25 protein-coding genes are annotated in these 26,802 nt (G+C 45.0%); 10 read left to right on the top strand and 15 right to left on the bottom strand.

Going from position 1 to position 26,802, the window contains the following annotated elements; translation table 11 throughout:
* Positions 1-18 precede the first annotated feature (18 nt).
* The 8 genes from N4J56_RS02780 to N4J56_RS02810 form a co-directional block, all read right to left on the bottom strand.
* Complete coding sequence (locus N4J56_RS02780; protein WP_317105044.1) at positions 19-1,461, bottom strand: cation:proton antiporter; 1,443 nt, start codon at positions 1,459-1,461, stop codon at positions 19-21.
* 157 nt (positions 1,462-1,618) lie between these two features.
* The gene (sppA, locus tag N4J56_RS02785) at positions 1,619-3,466 is read right to left on the bottom strand and encodes a signal peptide peptidase SppA (RefSeq protein WP_317105045.1); all 1,848 of its coding nucleotides are present in this window, start codon (positions 3,464-3,466) and stop codon (positions 1,619-1,621) included.
* 209 nt (positions 3,467-3,675) lie between these two features.
* Positions 3,676-4,725 carry a type 2 isopentenyl-diphosphate Delta-isomerase gene (gene fni / locus N4J56_RS02790; protein ID WP_317105046.1) on the bottom strand — a complete coding sequence of 350 codons (1,050 nt, stop codon included), beginning with the start codon at positions 4,723-4,725 and terminating at the stop codon, positions 3,676-3,678.
* A gap of 70 nt (positions 4,726-4,795) precedes the next feature.
* On the bottom strand, positions 4,796-6,127 hold the full coding sequence (locus N4J56_RS02795; RefSeq protein WP_317105047.1) for a diguanylate cyclase: 1,332 nt from the start codon (positions 6,125-6,127) through the stop codon (positions 4,796-4,798).
* 146 nt (positions 6,128-6,273) lie between these two features.
* Entirely contained in the window at positions 6,274-7,800 is a 1,527-nt protein-coding gene (locus tag N4J56_RS02800; protein WP_317105048.1) for an NAD(P)/FAD-dependent oxidoreductase, read from the bottom strand.
* 52 nt (positions 7,801-7,852) lie between these two features.
* On the bottom strand, positions 7,853-8,074 hold the full coding sequence (locus tag N4J56_RS02805) for a DUF6887 family protein (RefSeq protein WP_039715954.1): 222 nt from the start codon (positions 8,072-8,074) through the stop codon (positions 7,853-7,855).
* Positions 8,071-8,244: a DUF6888 family protein gene (locus tag N4J56_RS40745; RefSeq protein WP_410500407.1), complete on the bottom strand. Its 174-nt coding sequence runs from the start codon at positions 8,242-8,244 to the stop codon at positions 8,071-8,073. The genes N4J56_RS02805 and N4J56_RS40745 overlap by 4 nt, the downstream gene beginning before the upstream one ends.
* A 43-nt stretch (positions 8,245-8,287) precedes the next feature.
* Entirely contained in the window at positions 8,288-9,397 is a 1,110-nt protein-coding gene (locus N4J56_RS02810) for an S-(hydroxymethyl)glutathione dehydrogenase/class III alcohol dehydrogenase (RefSeq protein WP_317105049.1), read from the bottom strand.
* Positions 9,398-9,695: 298 nt separating this feature from the next.
* Here N4J56_RS02810 and N4J56_RS02815 point away from each other — a divergent pair, with 298 nt between their 5' ends.
* The 9 genes from N4J56_RS02815 (at position 9,696) to N4J56_RS02855 (ending at position 19,049) form a co-directional block, all read left to right on the top strand.
* Entirely contained in the window at positions 9,696-9,908 is a 213-nt protein-coding gene (locus tag N4J56_RS02815) for a hypothetical protein (protein WP_317105050.1), read from the top strand.
* A 376-nt stretch (positions 9,909-10,284) separates the two neighbouring features.
* Entirely contained in the window at positions 10,285-11,490 is a 1,206-nt protein-coding gene (gene fmdA / locus N4J56_RS02820; protein ID WP_317105051.1) for a formamidase, read from the top strand.
* 106 nt (positions 11,491-11,596) lie between these two features.
* Positions 11,597-11,728: a hypothetical protein gene (locus tag N4J56_RS02825; RefSeq protein ID WP_317105052.1), complete on the top strand. Its 132-nt coding sequence runs from the start codon at positions 11,597-11,599 to the stop codon at positions 11,726-11,728.
* Between the two features lie 24 nt (positions 11,729-11,752).
* Complete coding sequence (locus N4J56_RS02830; protein WP_317105053.1) at positions 11,753-12,010, top strand: zinc ribbon domain-containing protein; 258 nt, start codon at positions 11,753-11,755, stop codon at positions 12,008-12,010.
* Between the two features lie 200 nt (positions 12,011-12,210).
* Complete coding sequence (locus tag N4J56_RS02835) at positions 12,211-12,879, top strand: cytochrome b/b6 domain-containing protein (protein ID WP_317105054.1); 669 nt, start codon at positions 12,211-12,213, stop codon at positions 12,877-12,879.
* A 143-nt stretch (positions 12,880-13,022) separates the two neighbouring features.
* A complete protein-coding gene (locus N4J56_RS02840) occupies positions 13,023-13,649 on the top strand; it encodes a TenA family transcriptional regulator (protein WP_317105055.1) in 627 nt (208 codons plus the stop codon).
* Between the two features lie 180 nt (positions 13,650-13,829).
* Positions 13,830-16,682, top strand: coding sequence for a PAS domain S-box protein (locus N4J56_RS02845; RefSeq protein ID WP_317105056.1), 2,853 nt, complete (start codon positions 13,830-13,832; stop codon positions 16,680-16,682).
* On the top strand, positions 16,679-17,152 hold the full coding sequence (locus N4J56_RS02850; RefSeq protein WP_309476507.1) for a response regulator: 474 nt from the start codon (positions 16,679-16,681) through the stop codon (positions 17,150-17,152). Before N4J56_RS02845 ends, N4J56_RS02850 begins: the two co-directional genes overlap by 4 nt.
* Entirely contained in the window at positions 17,142-19,049 is a 1,908-nt protein-coding gene (locus tag N4J56_RS02855) for a response regulator (protein WP_317105057.1), read from the top strand. Before N4J56_RS02850 ends, N4J56_RS02855 begins: the two co-directional genes overlap by 11 nt.
* A 121-nt stretch (positions 19,050-19,170) precedes the next feature.
* Here the strand turns inward: N4J56_RS02855 and N4J56_RS02860 are convergent, their stop codons facing one another.
* The 6 genes from N4J56_RS02860 to N4J56_RS02885 form a co-directional block, all read right to left on the bottom strand.
* Positions 19,171-19,830: an ABC transporter permease gene (locus N4J56_RS02860; RefSeq protein WP_317105058.1), complete on the bottom strand. Its 660-nt coding sequence runs from the start codon at positions 19,828-19,830 to the stop codon at positions 19,171-19,173.
* A gap of 105 nt (positions 19,831-19,935) precedes the next feature.
* The gene (locus N4J56_RS02865) at positions 19,936-20,865 is read right to left on the bottom strand and encodes an ABC transporter ATP-binding protein (RefSeq protein ID WP_317105059.1); all 930 of its coding nucleotides are present in this window, start codon (positions 20,863-20,865) and stop codon (positions 19,936-19,938) included.
* A gap of 46 nt (positions 20,866-20,911) precedes the next feature.
* Positions 20,912-21,940, bottom strand: coding sequence for an NAD-dependent epimerase/dehydratase family protein (locus N4J56_RS02870; RefSeq protein WP_317105060.1), 1,029 nt, complete (start codon positions 21,938-21,940; stop codon positions 20,912-20,914).
* A gap of 105 nt (positions 21,941-22,045) precedes the next feature.
* Positions 22,046-22,648, bottom strand: a complete 603-nt coding sequence (locus N4J56_RS02875) for an ATP-dependent Clp protease proteolytic subunit (protein ID WP_317105061.1) — start codon at positions 22,646-22,648, stop codon at positions 22,046-22,048.
* A gap of 122 nt (positions 22,649-22,770) precedes the next feature.
* Complete coding sequence (locus N4J56_RS02880; RefSeq protein WP_317105062.1) at positions 22,771-23,382, bottom strand: SRPBCC domain-containing protein; 612 nt, start codon at positions 23,380-23,382, stop codon at positions 22,771-22,773.
* On the bottom strand, positions 23,367-23,702 hold the full coding sequence (locus N4J56_RS02885; RefSeq protein ID WP_317105063.1) for a metalloregulator ArsR/SmtB family transcription factor: 336 nt from the start codon (positions 23,700-23,702) through the stop codon (positions 23,367-23,369). Before N4J56_RS02885 ends, N4J56_RS02880 begins: the two co-directional genes overlap by 16 nt.
* A 553-nt stretch (positions 23,703-24,255) precedes the next feature.
* Between N4J56_RS02885 and N4J56_RS02890 the strand changes: the two genes are divergently transcribed.
* Complete coding sequence (locus N4J56_RS02890) at positions 24,256-25,500, top strand: sulfite oxidase (protein WP_317105064.1); 1,245 nt, start codon at positions 24,256-24,258, stop codon at positions 25,498-25,500.
* 56 nt (positions 25,501-25,556) lie between these two features.
* Here the strand turns inward: N4J56_RS02890 and N4J56_RS02895 are convergent, their stop codons facing one another.
* Positions 25,557-26,741: a PstS family phosphate ABC transporter substrate-binding protein gene (locus N4J56_RS02895; RefSeq protein ID WP_317105065.1), complete on the bottom strand. Its 1,185-nt coding sequence runs from the start codon at positions 26,739-26,741 to the stop codon at positions 25,557-25,559.
* Between the last annotated feature and the right edge of the window lie 61 nt (positions 26,742-26,802).

Below are 26,802 nucleotides of genomic sequence, written 5' to 3' on the forward strand. Positions count from 1 at the left end.
TCTCTACATTTCTACGTTCTATGATTGAGACTCTGGCGACGATGCGATCGCTTCTGGTTGCGGTAAATTCTGTTGAGGCGATCGCTGAAACACAATTTGTAACAATGGTGGGGCGATAAATGTGGTGACAATGACCATGACAATAATAGCTGCATCTAAAGCAGGTGGTAACACGCCAGTAGCAGAACCAATGCCAGCAAAGACGAGTCCTACTTCACCTCTAGGAATCATACCCACGCCGATCGCTAAACGATTGACTTTTTCTTGCCCGAAGACAGTAAACCCAGTGACGACTTTACCTAAAATTGCTACGACAATCAGAAAGCTTGCCATAATCAACCCTTCCCGATTTGCTGGGACGGCTGGGTTTAAAACACCGATGTCTGTCTTGGCACTAACAACCACAAAGAAAATCGGTACGAGAATATCTGCGATCGGTACGACTTGATTTTTCAATTCGCGACATTTTTGCGTTTCTGCTAATACTAACCCAGCAGTAAAAGCGCCCAAAATTGCCTCTAATTTGATAACAGTGGCAATGTAGGACAAGACAAAAGCAAAAATGAGTGCTGGAATTAATAATTGACCGCGCGTTTTGAGCGCATTGACTAACTGGACGAAGTAGGGATTTAACCAGCGTCCGATTAAAATTGCTCCTACTAAAAACACGACCGAACTGATGATCAAATAGAGAATATTTGTCAGTTCGACTTCTCCAGTTTTAGCAAGACTAGCAACTACGGCTAGGACGATGATACCCAAAACATCATCTAGCACCGCTGCCCCGATAATAATTTGTCCTTCCGAACGGTTGAGATAGTTGAGTTCTGCCAAAACTTTAGCCGTAATACCGATGCTAGTTGCCGTCAAAGCTGCCCCTGCAAAAATAGCTGGTACGGTGGAGATATGGAATAAGGTAATTAAACCTAAAGTACCGAAGAGAAACGGTGTCACCACGCCAACGATCGCGACGATTGTAGCTTGAGTCCCGACGCGCAGCAACTCTTGTAAATTGGACTCTAACCCAATTTCAAACAGTAAAATTACCACACCAATTTCTGACAGAACGGAAATCACTTCGCTATCTATCTGAAATGTTGTCGTCACTCCATCGACACTCAATCCCGCTGTAGCTTCTAAAAAACTCATTAACAGTGAATTAGAACTGTCGCCGCCACCTTCGGGAAAGACCAACAGATGTAAAGCCGAGATCCCTACCACCAAGCCGCCGATAAGTTGCCCTAAAACTGGTGGTAAATTCAGCCGCGCGCAAACTTCCCCGCCAATGGTACTGGCTAAGTAAATCACAACCAGACTAGCTAGGATGCCAGCGAAAATGAAGGGAGCATTGTCTGCTGTTGACGCACTGGCAAGTAAAGAAGTGCTACCGATGCGAATCGGATCGAACCAGGCGATCGCGTCAAATACTGGTGCTGCGGAAATCAGTCCACCAAAATTCATGCTTTAACCTCAAGTCACTTCTCTCAATTATCAGTTATCAGTTATCAGTTATCAGTTGTCAGTTGTCAGTGACTAGTGGCTGGTGGCTAGTTGTTAAATTCTCGATCTAGTCGCCAGCCACTCACTCTCTTACTAATGACTCTTGACCAATGACCACTTACTCAATGTTTAAATTAAAAGGCAAACGGGCATAAACTCCTAAAGGATCGTTCATTGCTTGCAGAATGGCAAGCTCGTCGCGCATTTTAGCAACTTCAGTCGCGATCGGGGCTGGCAGTGCGAGTTGGTTTGCAGCAGTATTGTGACCCAACGTGGTTCTGACTCCATCAGAGACTTGCCCAAATAAGCGTTCTTCTAAAGAACGGGTTTCGGGATATTCTGCTACTTCCCAGTCATCGCCTAACTTGGCTTGCTTTGTGGCGTAGTCAATTGCTGCGTCTAACCCACCAATTTCATCGACTAATCCGATCTGTTTGGCACTAACACCCGACCAAACTCGACCTTGGGCAATTTCCTCGACTTTCTGTTGCGGTAAATCCCGTCCCTCAACAACTTTTGATAAGAATGTACTGTAGATGCGATCGACCGCGCGTTGATAGACTGCTAATTCTGCGGGAGATTTAGGACGAGAAACAGTTTGACTGTCGGCATATTTTCCAGTTTTCACCACATCCCAGGTTACACCGTTGTTATTTGCCAGCTTTTGAAAATTTGGCAGCAGTCCAAATACGCCGATAGAACCCGTAATCGTGTTGGGTTCGGCAAAAATCCGGTTGGCATCGGTGACAATCCAGTAACCGCCGGAAGCTGCAACATCGCCCATAGAGACAACGACTGGTTTTTTGGCTTCCCGCGTCAGGCGGATCTCGCGTTGAATGATTTCTGAAGCTGTGGCACTTCCACCAGGACTATTTACCCGTAAGACAACGGCTTTGACATTGGGATTCTGTCGCAGTTGGCGGAAGATCCGGGCAAAGCGATCGCCTCCTACTTGTCCCGCCTCTCCTTGACCGTCCACAATATCACCTTCAGCGTAGACGATCGCCACTTTATTCTCTGAGTTACGTTCTACGCCCAAAGCCTTACCAGAAACCCCAGCATATGCACTCAAGCTAATTTGGCGGAAGGTTTTATTTTCTTTGTCCTCACCCGTTAGCTGCTTTAACTGCGCCAAAACGCGATCGAAATAGTCTACTTTGTCCACTAAACCCTGTTTTTGGGCTGTTTCTGCCAGCAAGAAACCTTGACCGTCTGCGATCGCTTGTAACTGGTTAGGGCTAATTTTCCGGCTTTGACCTACTGCTGTGCGCCACTCTCCCCACACATCATTTAATAATTTCTGTGTCTGTTGCCGATTTTCTGGACTGAGATTTTGACGAATTAATGGTTCTACGGCAGCTTTAAACTTACCTACCCGAATCACTTGCACCCCAACACCAAATTTCTCTAGCGCCCCCGTTAAGAATGGAGTTGAAGCACCCAAACCATTAATCTCCATTGCGCCAAGGGGGTTCAGCACTATGGTATCCGCCACGGAACTGAGATAATATTCTTTCTCTCCCCAACTTGAGCTGTAAGCAATAATTTTTTTGCCAGCAGCACGGAATTTTTCCAAGGCTCCACGCACCTCTTTCAATTTGGCGTAGCCACTGCTGCCATCCTCTGCGCCATTGCTACCATCAAGATAAATCCCAATAATTTTAGGGTCGCGTCTTGCCTTTTCCAGGGTATCTAGCACCGTGCGCAGGGCGATCGTGCGGTTACTTTCTCCTGAAAGAGCATTCTGAATCAGAGCGCTGGTACTAGAGTTACGCGGGGCATCGGTGATATTGAGAGATAGGTCGTAAACTAAGACCGATCTATCCTTAACTTGCGGTTCGTTATCTTGAGCAGCCAATGCCACTAATATGACAAGCATTCCAGATACACTCAGACCAAAAAATAGTAGCAGTCCGAGCAAGGTTCCAATGGCACTAGCAAAAGTTTGTTTGAGGAAGTTACGCATTTAACTAGGGAGTAGGGAGTAGGGAGTAGGGAAGGAGACAAGGGAGTAGAGAGCAGGGAGCAGGGAGCAGGGGAGACAAGGGGGACAAGGGAGACGGGGACAAGGGGGACAAGGAAGTAGAGGAGCAGAGGGGGCATTCTAGCCACCAGCCACCAGCCACTGGTCACTTGATAACTGACAACTGATTTAATTTTTCCCACAACGATCGCTCATGCTACACGCTGCAAAGTTTGAGATTGTTTGAGTTGTTGTAAGTTAGCGTTACCAGTACAAAAGAGGACGGTGGTAATTTCAGCCATTAAGACTTCTGCAAGGGCGTGTAGGGTCGATTCGGAGTCGGCAGCTGCTCTGAGAAAAGGCATGGCAAGACCTGCAAGATCTGCTCCTAGGGCGATCGCTTTGGCAACTTCTAAACCATGTCTCAACCCGCCAGAGGCAATCAGAGGAATATTGGGGGCAACTTGCCGCACGTTGGTAATGCATTCTGCCGTGGGAATACCCCAATCAGCAAAGGTGAGTCCGAGGCGGCGTTGCATGGCTGTTTCTGCTCGTTCGCTTTCTACTTTTGCCCAGGACGTACCACCTGCACCCGCTACGTCAATGGCTGCAATTCCAGCATTGATAAGTTTTTGCGCCATCTCACCTGAAATTCCATTACCGACTTCTTTGGCGATCGCCGGGACGGGTAGCTTTATACACAGTTTTTCGATTTTGTCAAGTAAGCCGCAGAAGTTGACATCACCTCTGGGTTGAATGCACTCTTGTAGGGGATTAAGATGCAAAATCAAGGCATCGGCTTCGAGGATGTCTACTACCCGCAAGCATTGTTCTAAGCCATATTCGTAGTTGAGTTGCACCGCACCCAAGTTAGCGAATAAGGGAATATCGGGAGCTAGCGATCGCACGGCGAATGTATCGGCAACTTGTGGTTTTTCCACTGCCACCCGTTGAGAACCTACGCCCATCGCAATTTTATAGTGTTGGGCAACCTCAGCTAAGCGTCGATTGATGATGCCTGCTTGCTCTGTACCTCCAGTCATGGAAGAAATGAGTAGGGGTGCGCCTAACTGCTTGCCGAGGAAGGCAGTTGTTAAGTTAATCTCAGTGCGATTCAGTTCGGGTAAACAGGTATGGGTAAAGCGATAGCGTTCCAATCCATTCGTCACAGACTGGCATTGGACATCTTGTTCGATGCAAATTCGTAGGTGGTCTGCTTTACGAGATTCGGTAGCTGCTGGCAAATTGGTAGGAAGGTTCACAGGTGGATTTAAATCGACGCATCATTTACTACCATTTTCTCAGTCTTGGGTAGAAGATGCAGGTAAGTTTTCATCCTACTTGTTCTACTGTTTGCTGCAAGCTACTGTAACTCACGACTTGGTTACGACCGGAATGTTTAGCAGCATATAAGGCTTTGTCAGCAGCACCGAGTAATTTTTCCTCTAAAATTGCATCTATTGGAAAAGTTGCATGACCGACGCTGACAGTGACATGAATCGAGAGTTCGAGAGAAATAGCGATCGCTTCAACAGCCACAGCATGACGCAATCGTTCTGCGACAATCGCCGCACTATCATTGAAAGTTTCAGGTAAAATCACGGCAAACTCTTCGCCGCCATAACGCGCCACTACGTCCACCGGGCGAATTTCGCGTTTGATGATATCAGCAACGACTTTGAGTGCTTCGTCTCCCCCCTGGTGTCCGTGAGTATCGTTTAGCTTTTTGAAATAATCGATATCTAACATAATTAAAGAGCAAGGATGCATGTAGCGATGCGATCGCTCGATCTCTGTTTTGAGTTTTTGATTGAATTCGCGACGGTTAAAAACTCCGGTTAATCCATCCAAAGTCGCTAAATTTCTCAAAGCTGTCTGACTCTGTTCGAGTTTTTCCGCCATTTGATTAAACATCATTGCCAATTGCCCCAATTCATCTTGATTCGCTAGGACAATCCGGTAAGAAAGATCTTCCTCAGCTAGGTGTTTGACTCCCTCTGCTAAAATTTGCAACGGGATTAATACAGAACGAGCTAAAGTTAAACTGGCGATCGCCGCTACTCCCAATCCCAAGCCAAACACAACCACAACGATTGCCTTTACCCAAAGTTTGGTGTTTTGTGCTTGAGCGACGTTATCAGATATTTGCAAATGAGTCAGGAGTTCTTGCAATCGATCTAGAGCGTCTGTAGCCTGTTCGAGCTGTGCGTCCAAACGCTTCTTTTCTTGGGCAGTAAACTTAGTTCTAGCTGGATAGGAATTCGTAAAAATCGCCTCGCTGCTAGTTTTGGCTTGTTGCCATGCTTTTTGAGCTACGAACAACAAGGCTGTTTTTTCTGGCGTATCGGTCGAGGTATTTAGAACTGTCACAAAAGCTTTATCTATTTCGCCACTTATGCGCAGAAAGCGATCGCGAGCATCTGGCGTACCGTAGCTGAGATAATCATCAGCAGAAGTTGATGCCATGACAATCAGTGATTCTAACTCGGTAACGGGAAACAGTTCCTCTAAAGTTGCGTTTTCATTTTTCTCAAACCGACTTAGCGCTCCTTCTACCGAGATAAAAGTCCCACAACCAAGCAAAATCAACGGCAGCAGCATAGCTCCCATACCAAAGGCGAAGCGATTGCGGATGGAGGTACTCGAACCCCAGCAGAGTTTCATCAAGTTTGGCAGCTGCTAGCTTAGTTACATTTAGTTTGCCCGCAGCCACCTCAACTGTTTACTGTAATTATACGGTGGTAATGTGTAATTTTTTTGTGAAATTGGTATAAGTAGAGACGTTACATGTAACGTCTCTACACCGATTGCTACTGAATTTCCCGCAATAACTGCAAATGCTGGGATAATGGGGCAAGGGTATTTGCTGCGATCGCACCACTGGCGGCGACGGCTGGTAATCCAATCCCGGGAAAGGTAGAATCACCGCAACACAACAACCCTGGAATCGGTGTAGTTGCACCAGGAAACAAACCTTTCCCCGCTGGAATGGCGGGACCGTAAGAACCTCGGTGACGACGTAAGTAACGGGCGTGAGTTAGGGGCGTACCTACCAAAGTTACCTCACAGCGGTTGTCGATATCGGGAATAATACGTCTTAAAGCTTGCCACATGACTTCTGCCCGTGCTTGTTTTTGACGGGCATACTCTTCACCTTGGCGATCCATTCCCTGCCATAAACTATAAGGTTCGCTACCAGGAGTGTAAGCATGAATGACGTGCTTTCCCGGTGGTGCTAGGGACGGATCTAAGACTGATGGAATCGATACCAATACGACATTTTGCGGTGCTGTGACTCCCCGTTCCCAATTGTTTACCACAATATAGTGACATGCCAAATCTGCCCGAATATTTGTGGCATCAATTCCCAAATGTAGGTGCATGAAACTGTCACACTCTGGAGTTGCCTGTCTTGCTTGCAAAGATTTGGGGATGGCATTCTGGGGAAGTAATTTCAGCGTGTCCCAGATAGAAGCATTCGAGACGACGGCTTGTCTTGCGTGTAATTCTTCACCACCGCGCAATCGAACACCTTGAGCGCGGTTGTTGACTAAAACTTCCTCGACATGGGCATTTAGCATCAATTTACCCCCATGTTTTTCTAATCCCCGTACTAAGGCATCAACTAACGCCCCACTACCACCTAAAGGGTAATCTAACATCACTCCAGGTTTGTACCAGTCGGCAAACATAAATGCCATTTCTGCCGTACTCGTGCCGCTTGCAGGTAGCCCAGAGAGGAGAAAACATAACAGATCCAACCAGTTACGCACAAACGGATCGGTGACGACACCATCCATAATCTGACTGAATGCACCCGTCAGTTTAAAAGTACTACCAACATGAGGTAGCATCGCAGGCAGATATTGCCCTAAAGAAATGACTGCACCCAAGTCGAAGCGCAAAGCAGTAGGAGGAATTGCCGTAGCAGCCTTAGCTAAAGGTTCTATGACTCGTTGAAGTTCGCGCCACTCGGCTACAGCTTTATCTCCTCGCAATCTTGCCAACACATCACAAAATTGGTCTGCACCTACAGTTGTATCGAAGTCACCTTCAGGCAAACAGCAACCCCAGGTATCGTAATTGACACAAGGTAAATCTTCGCCAATTGCATCTAAAACTTGTCGCAGTGGATTGGGTGAAGGGCTGTAAGATAAACCGGAGTAGAGGGAAGGTCCAGAATCAAATTGAAAACCGTTGCGTGCAAAACTATGCGCCGCACCCCCAGGTGTTGAGTAGCTTTCGCAGACAACAACATCAAATCCATACTGTGCCAAAATTGCCGCACAGCTCAAACCACCAATACCGCTACCGATGACAATGACATCTGTTTTCACTGCTTGAAATTTCCTTGCGTGAGTCCCTGGTTGCGTAAAAGTTTTCTCTAGCTTACTTATCGGAATTATCTTTTTGCTGTTGACGGTGTTTTTCTAGCAATTGAGGAAAATGTTTCAAATCGTCAATTGATTGTGGTGCGGGATATACTTCTGTAGGGGGTTCAGCATGAACTTTATCCATAAAAACGCGAAATGCTTCATCGTCATCTCGGTGTTCGAGCATATATGCTAATAACTCTTTGCGAGTCATAGCTTGAAAATTAGGTATTGTCATATAAATCTCCAAAGTCCATTACTAAAGATTAAAACTGCTGTTTTTTCTCCTGCCAAAAAGAACACTTCTCCCGTGCGTTCGTCTACACGGATTATGTATATAGGCAAGTACATTTTTGTCGCCCAATAGCTGAGGACGAAACAAGTAAACAATTGCGCTGTTGTAGGAATAACTTCTACTTTTTTGGACTCCTCACACTTAGTATCATGATAACTAAAACGTCAATACGGTACGAATTGATTCCCCTTTGTGCATCAAATCGAAGGCATCGTTAATTTTTTCTATTGGCATTGTGTGAGTAATTAAATCGTCAATATTAATTTTGCCTTCCATGTACCAATCAACAATTTTAGGTACGTCTGTGCGTCCTCTCGCACCACCAAAAGCCGAACCTTTCCAAACTCTCCCTGTGACTAATTGAAACGGACGAGTGCGAATTTCTTCACCCGCAGCAGCAACGCCAATAATAATACTTTCACCCCAACCTTTATGGCAGCATTCTAATGCTTGACGCATCACATTGACGTTGCCAATACATTCAAAACTATAATCAGCGCCGCCTTTAGTCAACTCTACTAAATAAGGAACTAAATCACCTTCCACTTCTTTTGGATTGACAAAATGCGTCATACCGAACTTTTCGGCGATCGCCCGTTTACTAGGATTAATATCTACACCAACAATCATCTCTGCGCCTACCATGCGCGCTCCTTGGATGACGTTTAAACCGATCCCACCCAAACCAAAAACGACAACCTTTGAGCCTGGTTCGACTTTTGCTGTATAAACAACTGCACCAATCCCCGTAGTTACACCACAACCGATGTAACAAACTTTGTCAAAAGGTGCATCTTCACGGATCTTGGCAACAGCAATTTCTGGTAGTACTGTATAGTTAGCAAAAGTCGATGTTCCCATGTAGTGGTGGAGCTTCGTGCTATTTAAGGAAAACCGACTTGTTCCATCGGGCATCAACCCTTTGCCTTGAGTCACGCGAATGGCTTGACAGAGATTTGTTTTACGACTGAGACAATATTCGCACTGACGGCATTCGGGAGTGTAAAGAGGAATGACGCGATCGCCCGCTTTAACGCTCTTGACTCCCTCCCCTACTTCCACGACAACCCCAGCCCCTTCATGCCCTAAAATTGCCGGAAATAAGCCCTCTGGATCTTTACCAGAAAGGGTATAGGCATCGGTATGGCAAACCCCAGTCGCTTTGATTTCTACTAAAACTTCCCCTGCTTTTGGTCCTTCTAGGTGTACTGTTTCCAACTGCAATGGTTTTCCAGGTTCGTAGGCAACAGCTGCTCTGACATCCATAATTCATCCTCGCGATCGCTATGACTAGCTTACAGTTGTCAGTTATCAGTTGTCAGTTATCAGTTATCAGGGTGTGGGGTGTGGTGAGTGAATCGCTTCTGACTTACGACTTACGACTTACGACTTACTACTTGTTACTAATCTGTCTAAAGAAAGAGGAGAACGGGCGGCTATTTTGTCATTTTGAGTACAGATTGAATACAGATATTTCCAGCGTTCAATTGCGTAGCATCACCAACTGCCAATCGTTAAAGTTTACCAATTTTATATCTGCATTTATGCAGAGGGGGCTGCTAGGATGTCTATTACGAAGCGAGAATCTGGAAGTGCGATCGTCTTTGAAGCTCACAATGGTGGTGTGGTGGCATTCTGCCGTCAGGGAACCTGTTATGTAAATCCTTACTGTACGTCGGGTGTCAAGAGTAGTGTTTTATCTCTGATGCCGAAAGATGTAGTTCTAGAAGAGTTGCAAACAACATCTGAGTTCTTGGAATTGCTGGCAAAGAAGTAGAGTAAAGGCTTATGTCGTTCTGGGTTAGTTTTTCATAGAATTAACCCGCTCGTGCCACCACCGAGAGGATGACTGCTAGGTTGGATTGTTCGTTCAATTCAACCTAGAAATGGCGATCGCCATTCGTTACTACTGACAAATATTGATACATCTCAAATGCAGATCGCCATTCGTTACTACTGACAAATAGTAATACATCTCAGTTGTTAAATTTTTTCTTAATTTTTTGTTAAATAAAACACAATTTTGACCCCAAAAGATTTGGTGTTATGTAACGTTGATTATTTTTGACAATTGTTGGTTATTTTTGATACAAATTGTCCTGCGTTCTAATCCTTATGATGCGCTATGTCCGCGCAGCTTTAGGGAAATTTGAATGCCGAAAACGCTTTTCAAAGTCGATCTAACTAAGCCAATGGATCAGCAGGAACTCCCTGGACACAACCGCTGGCATCCTGATATTCCTGCCGTGGTTTCGGTGAACCCAGGTGATGTCTTCCGCATTGAATGCAAAGATTGGACGGACGGACAGATTAAAAATAACGATAATCCTGACGATATCCGCGATGTCGATTTAACGGTCGTCCACGTATTGAGCGGTCCCATCTGGGTCAACGGCGCTCAACCAGGAGACATCTTGGTTGTCGATTTGCTCGATATTGGCGCTTTGCAGGGCGATGAGTGGGGCTTTACGGGCATTTTTGCCAAAGACAACGGTGGTGGTTTTCTGACCGACCATTACCCCAATCATGCTAAGGCAATTTGGGATCTGGAGGGCATTTATACCAGTTCTCGCCACATCCCAGGCGTGCGCTTTGCTGGTATTACTCACCCTGGTTTGATTGGTTGCGCTCCCTCGCACGACTTACTCGCAACATGGAATAAGCGGGAAGCGGAGTTAGTTTCAACAGCTCCTGATTTACGGACTTATGGAGCAGGATTAGCGGCGAATATGCCAGTTTACGCGGCTCTACCGAACCCCAAAAATGCCATTTTAGGACAGGTAGCACCAGGGGACTTCGATCACATTGCGGCTGAAGGTGCGCGTACTGTTCCCCCTCGCGAACACGGTGGTAACTGCGATATCAAGAATCTTTCCAAAGGAACGCGGATTTATTTCCCCGTTTACGTGGAAGGTGCAAAGCTATCGATGGGAGATATTCATTTTTCGCAAGGGGACGGGGAAATCTCGTTTTGTGGGGCAATTGAGATGTCTGGTTATATCGATCTTCACGTAGACATCATCAAGGGTGGTGTAGAAAAATACGGCATGGTCAACCCGATTTTCAAGCCAGGTCCCGTAGAGCCTCGTTATTCAGAATATCTCGTATTTGAAGGGATTTCCGTAGACGAATATACGGGCAAACAATACTTCATGGACGTGCATATTGCCTACCGTCGTGCTTGTTTGAATGCGATCGAATATCTGAAGAAATTCGGTTTTACAGGCGAACAAGCCTATTTATTGCTCAGTTGTGCGCCAGTAGAAGGACGAGTTAGTGGTATCGTCGATATTCCCAATGCTTGTTGTACGCTAGCAATTCCAACGGAGATTTTCGACAAGAATATTTTGCCAGTTTAAAGGGTAATTGGTAATTGGTTATTGGTCGCTGATAACTAATAACTGATAACCGATCGCTGACTAAAACTCTTCAGTCCGGGCGGGTTGAACCGGCGAATTATGTGTGATGGGACGAAGATCTTCAACAAAACCCGCCCCTACAACTCCCGATTCTGTACGGGCGGGTTTAACCGCAGAATTATTTGTGACGATACAAGGATCTTCAACAAAACCCGCCCCTACAACTTCTGAATTCTGACTTCTGAATTCTGACTTCTACCTTATGCCTTTATACGAATTTCGTTGCGATGATTGTGGTGTATTTGATGAATGGCGATCGCTGGCAGAATGTAATAACCCTGCTAATTGCCCAACATGTGAAGAACCTGCTAAAAAAGTTTTTGCCCCACCAATGTTGTTGTCTGATTCTATCCGCCTGAAACAGGAATCAGAACCAAAGTTAGTCAAACGCGATCGCGAACTCGAACAACCCCGTTTGAGAACTCATCCTAATGGTCGTCCTTGGATGATTAACCATTAAAACTGGAAAAACAACGAGATTGAAAATTTTGGAAATATGCTGCAAGTATGCAATCTATTTACCTGATTAGATGAATTGAACTGCGTAGAATCTTTGCATCATTAGAGTTATACTGCCTAGCCTCTAGGCAAAAGCTCTGATTCTGCTATAGTTCAAGAAACTCCCGATGAGAACGAACATAGATGACAAAGAACTCAAATATGCTGCAGTCTAGCCCATATCAACCCGTTCTATTGCGCATATTGCATGGTATTGCTGCATTACTAGTCCTTTCAGCCTTAATTTCAGGTTTTTTGGTTTACAACACCTATGACAAACGTTGGGGTAGTCTTGCATTACCCACACTGGGAGATATTCAAGGTATTCATGGCACAATCGCTCTGACATTCCTATTATTTTTACCACTATTTGTCCTATACAGCTTTCATCTTGGCTATCGTCGTCTATTACAAGAGCAGTCTTTTAGTCAATTGCAACAGTTTGGTAAACCAGTTTGGTGGATATTATTACACCGCTTGGCAAATACATTAATGTTGCTTGCAGTAACGTTTGCTGTGGTAACTGGTCGAATGATGAAAGAAGAATGGCTTCCTGCTGGAGAAATTCATCGTCAATGGTATCTAGCTCATCTAGTGGCGTGGATATGCGTGTTTGCTAGTCTTGCATTACATCTACTGATTGGAATCAAAGTTGGCGGAGTTCCACTACTAGTATCGATGTTCCATTGGAAAATACGCGATGAGGATACTCCACGTTTGTGGCTTCAAGGAATTAAAATTAAACAATCTAGTTCAATTTTGAAACTTATTGAAAGTATTGCGATCGGAGGCATCATAATGGCATTCATTCTGCCAGTTTTTAACCCCTAAGTGCAGATGTCTAACAATCCCGTTGCAAGTCATTACACGCTCGATCGCCGAGATTTTTCGATTATCCGTCCAAATCACTGCGATTATGTTGAATTATTGCCTTGAGTTCCATCTCTCCATATAAAATTAAATAAAAACGCTATATGAGCTTAACTTGTCAACAACTACTACAAAAGCATCCTCAAGCGTGGCAAGAAGCTACGATACATCCTTTCCTACAAGAATGCCAACAGGGAACAATTCAACCGCAACAGTTTAATACTTGGTTGGTACAAGACTATTTATTTGTGATAGATTTTACCCGTTTTCTCGCGAGAATTTTGGCGATCGCACCCCCGCACGATTTCGATATTCTTTTGGCTGGATTGAGCGCCCTCAAAGACGAACTCAACTGGTTTCAAGCCAAAGCCGCCGAACGCCAAGTGCAACTCAATACTGATAAACAGCCTACCTGCATTGAGTATTGCGACTATATGCAAAGCTTATCTGCAATGCCCTATGCCGTGCAAGCTACCGCACTTTGGGCGATCGAACTAGCCTACAATCAAGGCTGGCAATTACCTGGAGCCATGCCCCCACCCTACACCGAATTTGCCGATCGCTGGGGCAATCCCGATTTTACGACTTACGTAGGCTACCTAGAACAGCAAGCAAACGCAGCTTTGAGTGCAGCCTCAGAGGAGGTGCAGCAACAAGCCACAGCAGCTTTCTCGAATGTTGCTAAATTAGAACAAGATTTCTGGCAAATGGCGTATAAGGTTGACAGTTGACAGTTGACAGTTGGCTTTTTTATGATTTGTAGCATCGATTACAGGAATAAAAAGGAAATCATCAGTCTTAGGGTAGGTGTCGCATCGGCGATCGCTCAAATATGACGAATTCAAGATTTAATAGAGTATAAATAGCTCTGTCAATTAGAACGCCAAAGTAATTTAGTTTAGGCGTAAGCTATGGATAACGCCCCCATTCTCAATGCTACTGCGATTCTGGTTGTAGACGACGACAAACTCATACGGCAGCAAATGCGCCGCGTGATGGAGCAGGCTGGATATCAGGTAGTAGAAGCGAATGATGGCGAACAGGCAATATCGGCTTACACTCAGTTTCGTCCCAGTCTCGTATTGCTAGATGCTGTCATGCCCGTGATGGATGGGTTTGCCTGCTGTCGGCACTTGCGTAACCTTCCCGATGGCGAGCGCGTGCCAATACTAATTGTGACCAAGCTTAATGATGCAGAATCGCTCCAACTCGCTTTTGATGCGGGTGCAACTGATTTTATTACCAAACCAATTAACGACGTAGTTTTACGGCAGCGAGTACGGCATTTATTACAAGCTAGCCGGACGATGGCAGAATTACGCGCCTCTACGGACGCAGCCCAAGCATCGCGCCAACAAGTTACCAATATTTTAGAAAGTATCAGCGATGGCTTTTTTGCCTTAGATAATGAGTGGCGATTTACCTACATCAATCAACACGCCCAAGTATTTCTACAAAAAACGCGAGCAGAGTTAATTGGTAAAAGTATTTGGGATGAGTTTCCCGCAGCAGTGGGTTCTACTTTTGACCAAGAATATCGCCAAGTCAGAGCGCAACAAATTGCAGTCGCATTTGAAGAATTCTATCCCCCGCTCAATACTTGGTTTGCCGTTCATGCCTATCCTGCTAAAGATGGCATATCAGTCTATTTTCAAAACATTAACGAGCGCAAACGCCTAGAAGCGATCGCCCGTACGCGAGAACAGGAACTGTCTGATTTTCTAGAAAATGCCAGCGTCGGCATACACTGGGTAGGAGCAGATGGAATTGTTGTCTGGGCAAACCAAGCTGAATTAAATCTGCTCGGTTACACTCGCGAAGAGTACGTCGGACAACACATTGCCAAATTTCACGCCGATCGAGAAGCGATCGATGATATTCTGCAACGCCTCAATGCTGGCGAGACATTGTGCGACTACGAGGCACGGTTGCTATGCAAAGATGGTTCTACCCGGGATGTATCGATCAGCTCTAACGTTTTTTGGAAAGACAAGCAATTTATTCACACGCGCTGCTTTACACGCGATATCACCGATCGCAAGCGGATGGAAACTCAACTGCAACAAACTATGCAGTTGCAACAAGCGATTCTCAATAGCGCTAACTATACGATAATTTCTACCACTACTGACGGTACAATCCTCACTTTTAATGCTGCTGCCGAGAAATTATTGGGCTATTCCGCCTCAGAAATTGTCGGTAAAACTACACCCGTAATTATTCACGATCGCGAAGAAGTCGTCAGTCGGGCGCGAGAATTAACCCAAGAGCTGGGAGTTACAATCGAACCTGGATTTGAGGTGTTTGTTGCTAAGGCAAGACGGGGAGAACCAACCGAACAAGAATGGACTTACATTCGTAAAGATGGCAGCCGCTTCCCCGTCTTACTATCAATTAGTGCCATGTACGATGCTGACGGTAAGATTACCGGGTTTTTGGGGATTGGGAGCGACATCACCGAACGCAAACAAGCTGCAGCAGAACTACAACGTCAAAATTTGCGATCGCAATTGTTTGCCGAAATTACCCTGAAAATTCGTCAATCGCTCCAACTAGAATCGATCCTCCAAACTACCGTCAACGAAATTCAAAAGTTTCTCCGAGCAGATCGGGTGATTATTTTTCGCTTATGGTTGGATGGTTCTGGAAATGTCGTGCGGGAAGCCGTAGTCAACGGCTATCCAGCAATTTGCGGACAACATATCTACGATCCTTGCTTTGGAGAGGAATACATTCAGAAATACCGACAAGGGCGCATCAGTACTATTCACGATGTCGAGCAAGCAGAGATACACGCTTGCCACAAAGCACTTCTACAACAATTTGGAGTCCGAGCTAATCTCGTCGTGCCGATTTTCCTCAAGCGAGAACTCTGGGGTTTGCTGATTGCCCATCAATGCAGTAGTCCCCGTGTTTGGAGCAGTTTTGAAACCGAATTATTACGGCAACTGAGCGATCAAATCGGCATTGCTCTCGCCCAAGCTCAAATGCTAGCCGAAGAAACTCGCTACGCGCAAGAACTAGCCCGTTCTAACGCGGAACTGCAACAATTTGCCTCAGTTGCTTCCCACGACTTGCAAGAGCCACTACGCAAAATTCAAGCCTTTGGCAACCGCTTGAAAGCTAGTTGTGGAGATCTTCTCAACGAGCAAGGACTCGATTCCTTGGAGCGAATGCAGAATGCAGCCGGACGGATGCAAACTCTGATTGACGATCTCTTAATGCTGTCCCGCGTCACGACTAAAGCGCAACCTTTTGTAACTGTCGATCTCAATCGAGTCGTAAAAGAAGTATTATCCGATCTAGAGGTGAGGATACAGCAGACTGGGGGTAAGGTGGAAGTTAGTCCCCTACCTAAAATTGATGCCGACCCAGTACAGATGCAGCAGTTATTACAAAATCTCTTGAGCAATGCACTGAAGTTTCACAAACAAGATACGCCTCCAGTGATTCAGCTTTCCAGCCAACTATTTGATTCCCAACAACAACTAGTTACAGATGGGGCGATCGCCACATCATGCCAAATTGTGGTGGAGGATAATGGTATTGGTTTTGAGCAAAAGTATCTCGATCGGATCTTCAATGTCTTTCAACGCCTGCACAGTCGCAGTCAATACGAGGGTACAGGAATCGGACTAGCAATTTGCCGTAAAATTGTCGAACGACATCAGGGCAATATTACAGCTCAAAGTAGTCCAGGGCAAGGAGCTAAATTTAGTGTTACTCTGCCAATTAAACAACTCGTAGGAGATAACTCGGAGTGAAAGGGCGACGCACCACTGTCACAATTCTCATGGCTGACGATGACGAAGACGATTGCATGTTAGCAAGAGAAGCGCTGGCAGAAAGTCGCTTGGCTAACGATCTCTATCTCGTGCGCGATGGCGAGGAATTAATGGATTACCTACATCAGCGCGGTCAATATACTGACCTGAAGCTTGCCCCTCGTCCAGGGTTGATTTTACTCGATCTCAACATGCCCAAGAAAGACGGACGCGAGGCACTACGGGAAATTAAGGCAGATCCGCAGTTAAAACATATACCAGTAGTGGTATTGACAACTTCCAAAGCAGAAGAAGATATTTATCGTAGCTATGAATTAGGCGCTAACTCCTATATCACGAAACCAGTCACTTTTGCCTCCTTGGTAGAGGTTATGAGGACTATCGGCAAATATTGGTTTGAAATTGTAGAACTACCACTGCGATCGGTGGGAAACGGACATGGACACTGAGCGAGTCAAAGTACTTTTAGTTGATGACGACGAGGATGATTATGTTTTGACGCGGGACTGGTTGGCAGCAGCTCAAGGCACGACATTCGATTTAGACTGGGTAAGTTCTTATGACGAGGCAATCGAGACGATCGCCCAGTGTCAACATGACATTTACTTGCTCGACTACCGTTTGGGCGATCGCAATGGTTTAGAATTGCTTCAAGCTGCTGTAGCTGAAGGTTGTGCCGCACCCATCATTTTACTCACGGGCAAAGGCGATCGCGAAATCGATATCGAAGCGATGAAGGCAGGAGCAGCCGACTATCTGGAAAAAACTCAGTTGAGCGCACCTTTACTAGAACGTTCTATTCGCTACGCCCTCGAACGCCAGCACACTCAGCAACAAATCCGCGCCCAAGCCGAATTACTCGATGTCGCCACCGATGCCATTATCGTTAGATCGCTGGATGACAAAGTTTTATATTGGAACAAGGGAGCAGAACGTCTCTACGGTTGGCAAGCACAAGAGGCGATCGGGCAAAATCCTAACTGGTTAATCTACAACGAGAGTCTCGTCGATCAGCTGCTAGAGATTCACTCAGCTTTAAAGCAAACAGACACTTGGCAAGGTGAGTTACATCAAGTCACTAAAAATGAGAAACCAATTGTCGTCTACAGTCGTTGGACCTTAGTACGAGATCGCCACGCTCAGCCTAAGTCTATTCTTGTCGTCAATACTGACATTACTGAGAAAAAACTGTTAGAAGCTCAATTTTTACGCGCTCAACGTTTAGAAAGTATCGGTACTCTTGCCAGTGGCATCGCCCACGACTTAAATAATGTCCTAGCTCCAATTCTGATGACGGCTCAGCTATTGGAATCTCAGATGCACGACGAGCGCAGTCAGCGACTTTTGCCAATCGTGATTACCAATGCCAAACGGGGTGCGGCTCTAGTCAAACAAGTACTCTCTTTTGCACGGGGTTTAGAAGGGACATATACAAACTTACAAATCAAGCATTTAATATCAGAAATTCGCCAAGTTGCCAAACAAACTTTTCCAAAATCAATTGAGATCCAAACTAACATTGCCTCTAATTTGTGGTCTGTCTCTGGGGATGCGACTCAACTGCATCAAGTTTTAATGAATCTCTGCGTCAACGCTCGCGATGCCATGCCCAATGGTGGAGTGTTGACAATTTCTGCCGAAAACTTTACAGCAGACGAACACTACGCCAGGATGAACTTGGAGGCAAAAGCTGGCTCCTACATCGTTGTTACCGTAAGAGATACAGGTCAGGGAATGTCCCTGGAAACCCAGGAAAGAATTTTTGAGCCATTTTTCACGACCAAAGAACTCGGTAAAGGCACGGGACTGGGACTATCCACTGTCATGGGTATTGTCAAAGGTCACAATGGATTTATTCAAGTTTGGAGCGAACTCGGTAGAGGTACGGAATTTCAGATCTACCTGCCAGCAGTGGCAGTTGTAGAATATTATCGGCAGACAGAACAAGACACGCCCTATGGGAACGGCGAGTTGATTTTGGTTGTGGATGATGAAGCTGGCGTGCGCGAGGCGACAAAAACTTCTCTAGAGACTTTTAATTATAAAGTTGTCACTGCTAGTGACGGAATTGAGGCGATCGCCACCTACGCCGAACACCGCGATCGCATAGATTTAATCTTAATTGATATGTTAATGCCTGCAATGGATGGTATTACCACAATTCGTACTATACAAAAACTCAATCCCCAAACTAAAATTATTGCCACTAGTGGTTTAGCCGCTCAAGACAAATTCCATGGAATGACAGACATAGAAGTAAAAGCCTTTTTAGCAAAACCCTACACTGCCCAAGAATTATTGCAAACGATGAAGCAAGTTCTTTGTTCGCAACCAAGTTATTGTTAGTTGATGGTAATGGGTAATGGGTAATGGGTAGTTGGTAGTTGCTCCCTCAGCTCCCGAGCGCAACCTTGCGCTCCCTCAGCTCTCTTCTTCCCCTCACTCCTCACTCCTTGCTCCTCGCTCCTCAATATCCGCCTAGAATTCCGCGTTTCTTTGCTTGGCGTTCTGCTAGTCGGAATAGTCCTATCCCTAGAGCAAAATATACGACTCCATTGATGAAAGCGATCTCTATGTAAGTTAAATTTAGACTTTCTCCGCGTGCCATCAAAGCTCGTAATATTCCTGCACTGGGAGCGATTGGTAATAAATTTGCTAAAACCCGTGCCAATCCCGTCGATGCTTCTATGGGAGTAGCTAGGAGAAATAATAAGCCAAATTGAAATATGACTTGTAATTGGCTTACTTGCTTAAATAATAAAGCTAAAGCTCCAATTATAAAAGCAATTCCATTCGCTCCCATTAATACAGTCATGAGAGGTAAAATCAAAACTGGAGGAAAATCGAGACGGCTGCCAGTTAAGAGCATTATAGTTAATAAAATGCTCAAAACAAAAGCTAATTGCAACGTTATCGCTGCTAGCGATCGAATTAAAAATACTTTGACTGCCCCGAATTGAGATAAAAAAAGTTGTTCGAGCGTGCCAGTTTGAGCTTCGTACTGAATTCTATTAGCAACGTTGCCCATAACAAATAAAACTAAGCTCCAAAGCACGTAGCCAATAACTATTGAATCGAGGCGATCGCCTAATTGAAAACTCGCCCCAGCAACATAACGAGCGCTCAAAAACAATCCGTAAAAGATCGAAACAGTAACTATAATAATACCAACAACTTCTATTGGATAGCGACGTTGTAAAATCCAAGTTCGTTTTAATTCTGCAAAAATAACTCAATCATTAATATTATTACCTTGTTTCACAATCTGTAAAAATATTTCTGTTAAATTAGCTTGTTCTTTCACTACAGATTGAATTGGTAAAGGCTGGAGAATAGCAAAAATTTTATAGATTAATTCCGGGCGATCGATGTAAATAAATCTTCTGGATTCAATCTCTAAACCAATTGTTTCTAATTCTAACATTCTTGTTTCATCTAAAGCGGCTTCCATTTCAATCTTGTAAGCTGTACCAGAAAATTGTTGAATCAATTTTTGTGTGGGTGCTTCTGCCAAAATCTCGCCTTTTTGAATAATAGCAATTCGGTCTGATAAAATTTCTGCTATTTGTAATTGGTGAGTTGTCAGCAAGATAGCACAACCAGTAGCAGCAATTTCGCGGACGAGAATTTTTACATCCTCAGTTGCTTCTACATCTAATCCTAAAGTTGGTTCATCTAATAATAAAAGTTTAGGACGATGAACTAAAGCTACAGCAAATGCTAATTTCTGTTGCATTCCCCGTGAAAGTTGCTCTACTGGAGTATGTCGCTTGGCTAATAAGTCAAATCTTTCTAAAAGATCTCTTCCGGCAAGACGTGCTTCGCGTCGAGTTAGTCCTTTTAATACGCCAAAATATTCTAAATTTTCCTCTGGAGTCAATCGCCAGTAAAGGTTGCGATTCCCTTCTAAAACTGCACCCAGGTTTTGTAACGCTGAAGCATTGCGTTGAGGATCTTTACCTACAATTCTCACCGAACCAGAATCAGGCTGAATTAAACCCGCCATCATTTTGATGCTAGTTGTTTTACCTGCACCATTGGGACCAAGAAAAGCTAATATCTCTCCTGGGTAGATGGTTAAGGAAACATCCTTCACTGCTGGTACATTTTGTTGATTCCGACGGAAAGTTTTTTTGAGATTATACGCTTCTAAGGCTTTCATAAAAAATTAGTGTGTAGGGTGGGCAACGCCCACCTTACAATTGATATTAAATACTTTTCAAAATTTTATCTTCAGTAGCATAGTCTAGTAATTCTTTTCCAGTCCACGGAGAAATTTCTGTTGGTGGATGCGATCGCTGCCAGTCAATTGTTGTTTTTAGCGCCTTCTCTAGTGGGACAACTTCGCTATAACCGAGTTCTTGCCGAATGTTAGTGGTATCTACCAGCCAGTGTTGAGCCGTGTTGTATGGTAGGTTCCAGTCTGTAGGTAAATGTTCTCTGGCGACAGTAACAATCTTGCCTTGCCAGCCTGCGACTCGTCCAACTCTGTTCAGTCTTTCTGCCTCGGTTAAAACTTCTGCATCTGCAACATGATAAATGCGTCCCTTAGCACGTTCGTTTGTAGCTGCCAAAGCGATCGCGTAAGCAACATTCTCTACATACCCATAGGAACCGCGCCATTGAGCTATGCTTTCTGGCAAGACGATCGCCGGACGGTTTTCATCCATTCGCTTTAAGTAGGAAAATAGACGGTTGAGAGGATCTTGCGTCCCGTAAACCATTGGCAACCGTACAATTGTACCAGGTAAATCGGGATAATTCATCACTACCCGTTCGACCAAAATCTTTTCATAATCTGCCGGAGCGTTCAGCGGTCTTTCAGCCATTTCCCGAAATAAATGTAGTTGCTGGCGCAAGGCTGAATTTTCAGTTAGGGGAACCGACTCAACTGGAGTTGATTCAATTTGCAGAAATACTGTATAAGCGCGATAGACATCCATACTGCTAATAGCAACAACGCGCTCTGCAATATTCTGAAATACATTCATTAGCGCGATCGCATCTGCCTCAGTATAGGGAAACATATCGATGACAACTTGAGGCGAAAGACGCTCGAATTCGCTTTTCATCTGGGTAAGATCGGAGCGATCTCCGAGTAAATGTCGTATACCGTTGGGTAACTCTGCTGTTGTTTTTCCCCGATGGAAAACGGTGACTTCATGTCCCATTGCGGACAATTGCCTGACTACGGGAGGACCAATAAAATTCGTTCCTCCGATAACTAAGATTTTCATATTTACTCCTGAATGGAAAAGTCAAAAGTCAAAAGTTAAAAGGCAAAATAAATCACCACCCACCAATTACCCATTACCAATGAGCCATTACCGATCGCCCATTAATTACGCAGGGTTTTTTTGAATGATACAATCGATCGATCCATAATTTTTTGCTGCTTCAGCGTCGAGATAAAAGTCTCGTTCTGTATCGAATTTGATTTGTTCTATTGACTGACCAGTATTAGCAGCGAGTAGGCGATTAACTGTTTCTCTTAAATGCGCAATTTCTCTAGCTGCGACTTCAATATCGCTAGTTGGTCCTTGAATGTTACCTAATGGCTGTGCGATCGCAATTCGGGCATTTGGTAAAGCCGATCTTTTCCCTTTAGTGCCGGAAGAAAGTAAGAAAGCAGCCATTCCCTTTGCTGTGCCGATACAGACAGTACAAATATCGGCGCGAATTTGAGTCATTGTATCGTAAATAGTCAATGCAGCCGTAACTGAACCACCTGAACTATTAATATATAGAAAAATATCCCGTCCTGAATCTTCCGCATCGAGAAATAGCATCTGTGCCACAATTGAATTAGCTATTTCTTCTGTAATGTCACCCTTCAAAAAGATAACTCTTCTAGCTAACAAGCCAGAGTAGATATCGAAATCCAACTCTCGACTATCTGAAATTTGAGAAAAAAAAGAAATATGCGATCGCTCAAAAAAACTCATTTTTATAACCTCCTAGTTCAAGCTTAAATCTTGCGTTGAGGCGTATAGTTAAAACTCTAAATTTGTAATGACTCGATCGGCGATGAGAGTGATAGATAGTCGAATTTAGTGACTCGCGATTGTCAAAAAAAGCTTGCCAAAACATTAGGCAATTGTCGATCGAGCTTGTCATTCCAAGCACCATTCAACACAGAATGGAAAATGACACTTGCGGAAATTTGAAAAACACCAATATGCGTAGATGAAAACGTACAACTTGGTGCGATCGCCTCTACAGCTTGAGGCACTGCATTGAGATCCCCCAACCCCCTTGAAAAGGGGACATCTAACCCCCCCTTGTTAAGGGGGGTTAGGGGGGATCGAGATCTCTGGTTACAAATGCGTACCTCCTGTAACTGAGGTGTTGCGTAACTCAACTCGCGGTGTTCTAGCTGAAGTTGCGTCCCGCCATCAACAGGTGTCAGCGTCCAAATTACAATTGAAGGCTGACTCATATAACTATCCTGCCAAGTATAAGAAAGTCGTTTTGGTGCGTCAATTTCCCGCACTTCGCAGCGGATGACACCATCTAAACCTGGTAGGGAATGGGTGCGAAATTGAAACTTATGACCGATTTGCGGTTCAAAATCATTCTCCATCAACCATGCGGCAAGCGATCGCCTCTCGGTGAGTCCCCGCCAGACTTGCTGCGGCGAGTAAGGATAGAAAACTTTGGTCTTTAATCCTCTGAGCATGGGTTATCCTCCAAATATGCACCGAGAGCGGCTAATTTCTCTTGCCAGAACTGTTCGTAATGCGACACCCACTCCGACACCTGTTTTAAAGGTGCAGGATTTAACTGATAGAGGCGCTGCCTTCCTTCCCGCCGTTGGGTAACTAAGCCTACTTCACACAACACCTGCAAATGCTGAGAGATGGCAGGTAGAGACATGGCAAAAGGTTGAGCCAGTTGTTTGACTGGTTGTTCGCCGTCACGCAACCGATCCAGCAACGCTCGTCGCGTTGGATCGGCGATCGCCTGAAAAATATCTCCACCCGCCGCGGGTCTACTCATACTTTATATAAGCATTTACTTAAATAACAGAATATATAAGCTTTTACTTAAATGTCAAGGTTACGGAGGCGCAAAATTCCGCGTCTTGACTTTGTAGGTCTTTGTTCGAGTTTTACAGCTAAGGCATAAATACAATGCTTATTTGAGTCATAAAATATCTAATTAAAAAACGCTTTTAGTACGATTCATATTTGGTCGATGACCAGTAACTAATCGGCGATCGATGATAGTCTTAACACCAATACTAATTCTCTTGATTTTTGTACAAAAGTCGATCTTTACTAGTTTCCTTTTTTACAAGGAGAGTTAGGGGATCTGCTGCGGCATATCTTTGTGACATATAGTCTGTGGCATATAGTTGCAAAGAACTGGTATAAGTCCGTCTCAGTTTGGAATTACTACATTAAAACTAATCTGTTATCTAGCGAAATAGCTATATTTAAATTCCCAGTGTTTTTCAGAAGTTTCATTTGCCATCTTAACTGTTTGTTTACTTGAAAATTTGCCAATTAGCTTTATATTGTTCTTATTTACTCGGCTGGAGATATAAGGCATGACAGAAGACGATCTGCTAGTCGAAAAAGTTTACCAGCAAGCTAGAGCCGATGAATTTGCCTGGCAGAAAGCGAAAACTTTAGGTATGTCGCGCAAGAAATTCCTGCAATTTATGACTGTCGGTGCGGGAATAGCAATTGGTAGCGGTTTACCACGCTTACGGCTAGAAGAACCTGCTCTAGCTGCTGGGGAGGTAGTTAAACCAGTTCCTCCAGAACTTTTTTACGATTACAAAGGCATTCAACAAGAAATGCGTTGGGAAGCCATGTACGACCGAGGCTATCTAGTTCCCAACGAGCTGTTCTACGTCCGCAACCACACGGCTACCCCTAAAATCGACCGGAAGACGTGGCGCTTGCGGGTTGAAGGATCTGGAGTGTCTCGTCCGAGAGAGTTTACTTATGACGAACTCCTTTCTCTGCCCTCAGTCTCAGTGATTCGAGCGCTAGAGTGCACTGGTAACGGTCGCAGCTTTTTTGAATCCGTCCAGGGAAAAAAAGCTGATGGAGCGCCGTGGAAACTGGGCGCAATCGGTGTAGCAGAATGGACGGGCGTACCTCTGCGGGAGGTTCTGCAACTCGCAGGAGTCAAACGCACCGCAAAAGACGTAATGCCAGAAGGATTAGACGAAAAGAAAGTTCGCCGTCCGATGTCCCTGGCAAAGGCATTAGAGGAAGATACATTGCTCGTCTATGCGATGAACGGGCAAACTCTACCAGCCGACCACGGTTTCCCCATCCGTGCCTTCGTTCCAGGCTGGCTGGGTGCGGCTAGTATTAAATGGGTAGGGCGGATTGAAGTTTCAGAAAAACCTCTGTTTTCCACTTGGAACACGGAAAGTTATGTCTTAATCGGCTCCGACTATCAACCCAATCCCCCTGCTAAAGGCACGATTATCACGGCGCAAAATATCAAAAGTGCTTTCGAGCTAGCTTGGGATGCCAAGATGCCCGCAGGAGAACATTTATTACGAGGGCGTTCTTGGTCTGCTGGCGGTAAAATTGCCAAAGTTGAGGTAAGCCTTGATGGTGGCAAAACCTGGCAAGCGGCACGACTCCGAGAGCCTAACCTTGATGGAGCTTGGGTGAGATGGGATGTAGATTGGAATGCTCGTCCTGGTAAATATCAGCTTCAGGCAAAGGCTACAGATACTAAAGGCAATACCCAACCAGCTTCAGTGCCTTTCAATGCTAAAGGCTATTTGTACAATGCGGTTGTCAGCCATCCCGTGACCATAAGTTGAGGAGAGAATATTTGCAAGTCGCCATGCGACTTGCAAATATGTTTTGCAAATAAGTTTTAATGAATCGCTGCAAATCCAGCTTTTTCAACGATTTGTTGACCTTCCTGGGAAAGTAACAAGTTGGTGTAAGCAACTCCTGCTTGTTCGTCAGGAGTCCGGTCGCGGCGGATGACGATAAAGAGACGGCGAGTCATGGGATACGAGCCATCTCGCAGGGCAGCAACATTGACGCGCTCGCCTGCAACTACAGGCGAAACGTAATTTTTAGAGCTACCTCTAGCTATGCGCAACAGGTGAATCGATCGCTGTCCGGCAGCAATAGAAGCCGAACTGTAAGAGATCGCCCCCGGGGTAGCAGCAACTCGTCGCATGGCTGTGGTGTAATCGCGCACGATCTTGACATTACGACCCAAATTATTGATGCGATCGCTTAGCAGTAATTTGAGCGTAGCGTGAACCTTGGGGTCTTGAGAAATGGGTGCGATCGCTCGATTGGGTCCCCCTACCTGTTTCCAGTTAGTCACTTTGCCCAGGAAAATATCTTGAAGTTGTTTCACCGACAGTCCAGGTAAGGGAACATTGCGGTGGGTAAAAAATACAATGCCATCAATTGCCACTGGCACTTGTTGCAGAGTAAAGTTACGTTCTTTAGCTTTGCGATACTCTGCATCTGACACAGAGCGACCATTTTGAGCAAAACTGAGTTCGCCATCAAGCAACATACCGATCCCCGTACTACAACCTGGCGGAACGTTAAGCGGTGGTTCGGTGTAGCGTAGACGGAAATTTGGATGAACTTTAGCAATATTAGAGTGCATTCCGTGGGCAGTCATAGCAGCAAAACAGGCTGCGCCGCCATAATTAAACACACCTGTAGGAACATTAGGAACATCCTGCATCGACGCATAGGATTGAATATCCGCAGTATTGGATGCTGTTGCTGGAGGCTGTTTTACTAGCGGTTGTTTTGTGGGCGTAACAACTGCACTCGGTTTATCTTTCAAAGTAGCAGTTGTATGACTTCTGTAGAACCAGTACATACCACCCGTTCCCAACAATAACGCAATCAGCGGTATGACCGACCAGGGAAAAGCAGACGAGTTTTTAGTTTGAGAATTTTTGGCGGACTCGGTAAAACTGCGGTTTAAAGTAGAGTGACAACGCTGACAATGACTAGCATTACCAGGATTGTCATCATAACCACAGACACGGCAAATGATTTTAGTTTGATGAACTTTCATGAGAAAAGTGGTGTGTGGGGACAAGTCACGCATTCGCAAGTCGCGCATTCGCGAGTCACTG

Source organism: Chroococcidiopsis sp. SAG 2025, assembly GCF_032860985.1.
In the GTDB taxonomy this organism is placed as follows: domain Bacteria; phylum Cyanobacteriota; class Cyanobacteriia; order Cyanobacteriales; family Chroococcidiopsidaceae; genus Chroococcidiopsis.

Bases quoted from the DNA above. Each gene is read 5' to 3' on its own strand.
- N4J56_RS02780 (WP_317105044.1), bottom strand. From the start codon at position 1,461: ATGAATTTTGGTGGACTGATTTCCGCAGCACCAGTATTTGACGCGATC.
- sppA (WP_317105045.1), bottom strand. From the start codon at position 3,466: ATGCGTAACTTCCTCAAACAAACTTTTGCTAGTGCCATTGGAACCTTG.
- N4J56_RS02795 (WP_317105047.1), bottom strand. From the start codon at position 6,127: ATGAAACTCTGCTGGGGTTCGAGTACCTCCATCCGCAATCGCTTCGCC.
- N4J56_RS02805 (WP_039715954.1), bottom strand. From the start codon at position 8,074: ATGACAATACCTAATTTTCAAGCTATGACTCGCAAAGAGTTATTAGCA.
- N4J56_RS02810 (WP_317105049.1), bottom strand. From the start codon at position 9,397: ATGGATGTCAGAGCAGCTGTTGCCTACGAACCTGGAAAACCATTGCAG.
- N4J56_RS02815 (WP_317105050.1), top strand. From the start codon at position 9,696: ATGTCTATTACGAAGCGAGAATCTGGAAGTGCGATCGTCTTTGAAGCT.
- fmdA (WP_317105051.1), top strand. From the start codon at position 10,285: ATGCCGAAAACGCTTTTCAAAGTCGATCTAACTAAGCCAATGGATCAG.
- N4J56_RS02825 (WP_317105052.1), top strand. From the start codon at position 11,597: ATGGGACGAAGATCTTCAACAAAACCCGCCCCTACAACTCCCGATTCT.
- N4J56_RS02830 (WP_317105053.1), top strand. From the start codon at position 11,753: ATGCCTTTATACGAATTTCGTTGCGATGATTGTGGTGTATTTGATGAA.
- N4J56_RS02835 (WP_317105054.1), top strand. From the start codon at position 12,211: ATGCTGCAGTCTAGCCCATATCAACCCGTTCTATTGCGCATATTGCAT.
- N4J56_RS02840 (WP_317105055.1), top strand. From the start codon at position 13,023: ATGAGCTTAACTTGTCAACAACTACTACAAAAGCATCCTCAAGCGTGG.
- N4J56_RS02845 (WP_317105056.1), top strand. From the start codon at position 13,830: ATGGATAACGCCCCCATTCTCAATGCTACTGCGATTCTGGTTGTAGAC.
- N4J56_RS02855 (WP_317105057.1), top strand. From the start codon at position 17,142: ATGGACACTGAGCGAGTCAAAGTACTTTTAGTTGATGACGACGAGGAT.
- N4J56_RS02865 (WP_317105059.1), bottom strand. From the start codon at position 20,865: ATGAAAGCCTTAGAAGCGTATAATCTCAAAAAAACTTTCCGTCGGAAT.
- N4J56_RS02870 (WP_317105060.1), bottom strand. From the start codon at position 21,940: ATGAAAATCTTAGTTATCGGAGGAACGAATTTTATTGGTCCTCCCGTA.
- N4J56_RS02875 (WP_317105061.1), bottom strand. From the start codon at position 22,648: ATGAGTTTTTTTGAGCGATCGCATATTTCTTTTTTTTCTCAAATTTCA.
- N4J56_RS02880 (WP_317105062.1), bottom strand. From the start codon at position 23,382: ATGCTCAGAGGATTAAAGACCAAAGTTTTCTATCCTTACTCGCCGCAG.
- N4J56_RS02885 (WP_317105063.1), bottom strand. From the start codon at position 23,702: ATGAGTAGACCCGCGGCGGGTGGAGATATTTTTCAGGCGATCGCCGAT.
- N4J56_RS02890 (WP_317105064.1), top strand. From the start codon at position 24,256: ATGACAGAAGACGATCTGCTAGTCGAAAAAGTTTACCAGCAAGCTAGA.
- N4J56_RS02895 (WP_317105065.1), bottom strand. From the start codon at position 26,741: ATGAAAGTTCATCAAACTAAAATCATTTGCCGTGTCTGTGGTTATGAT.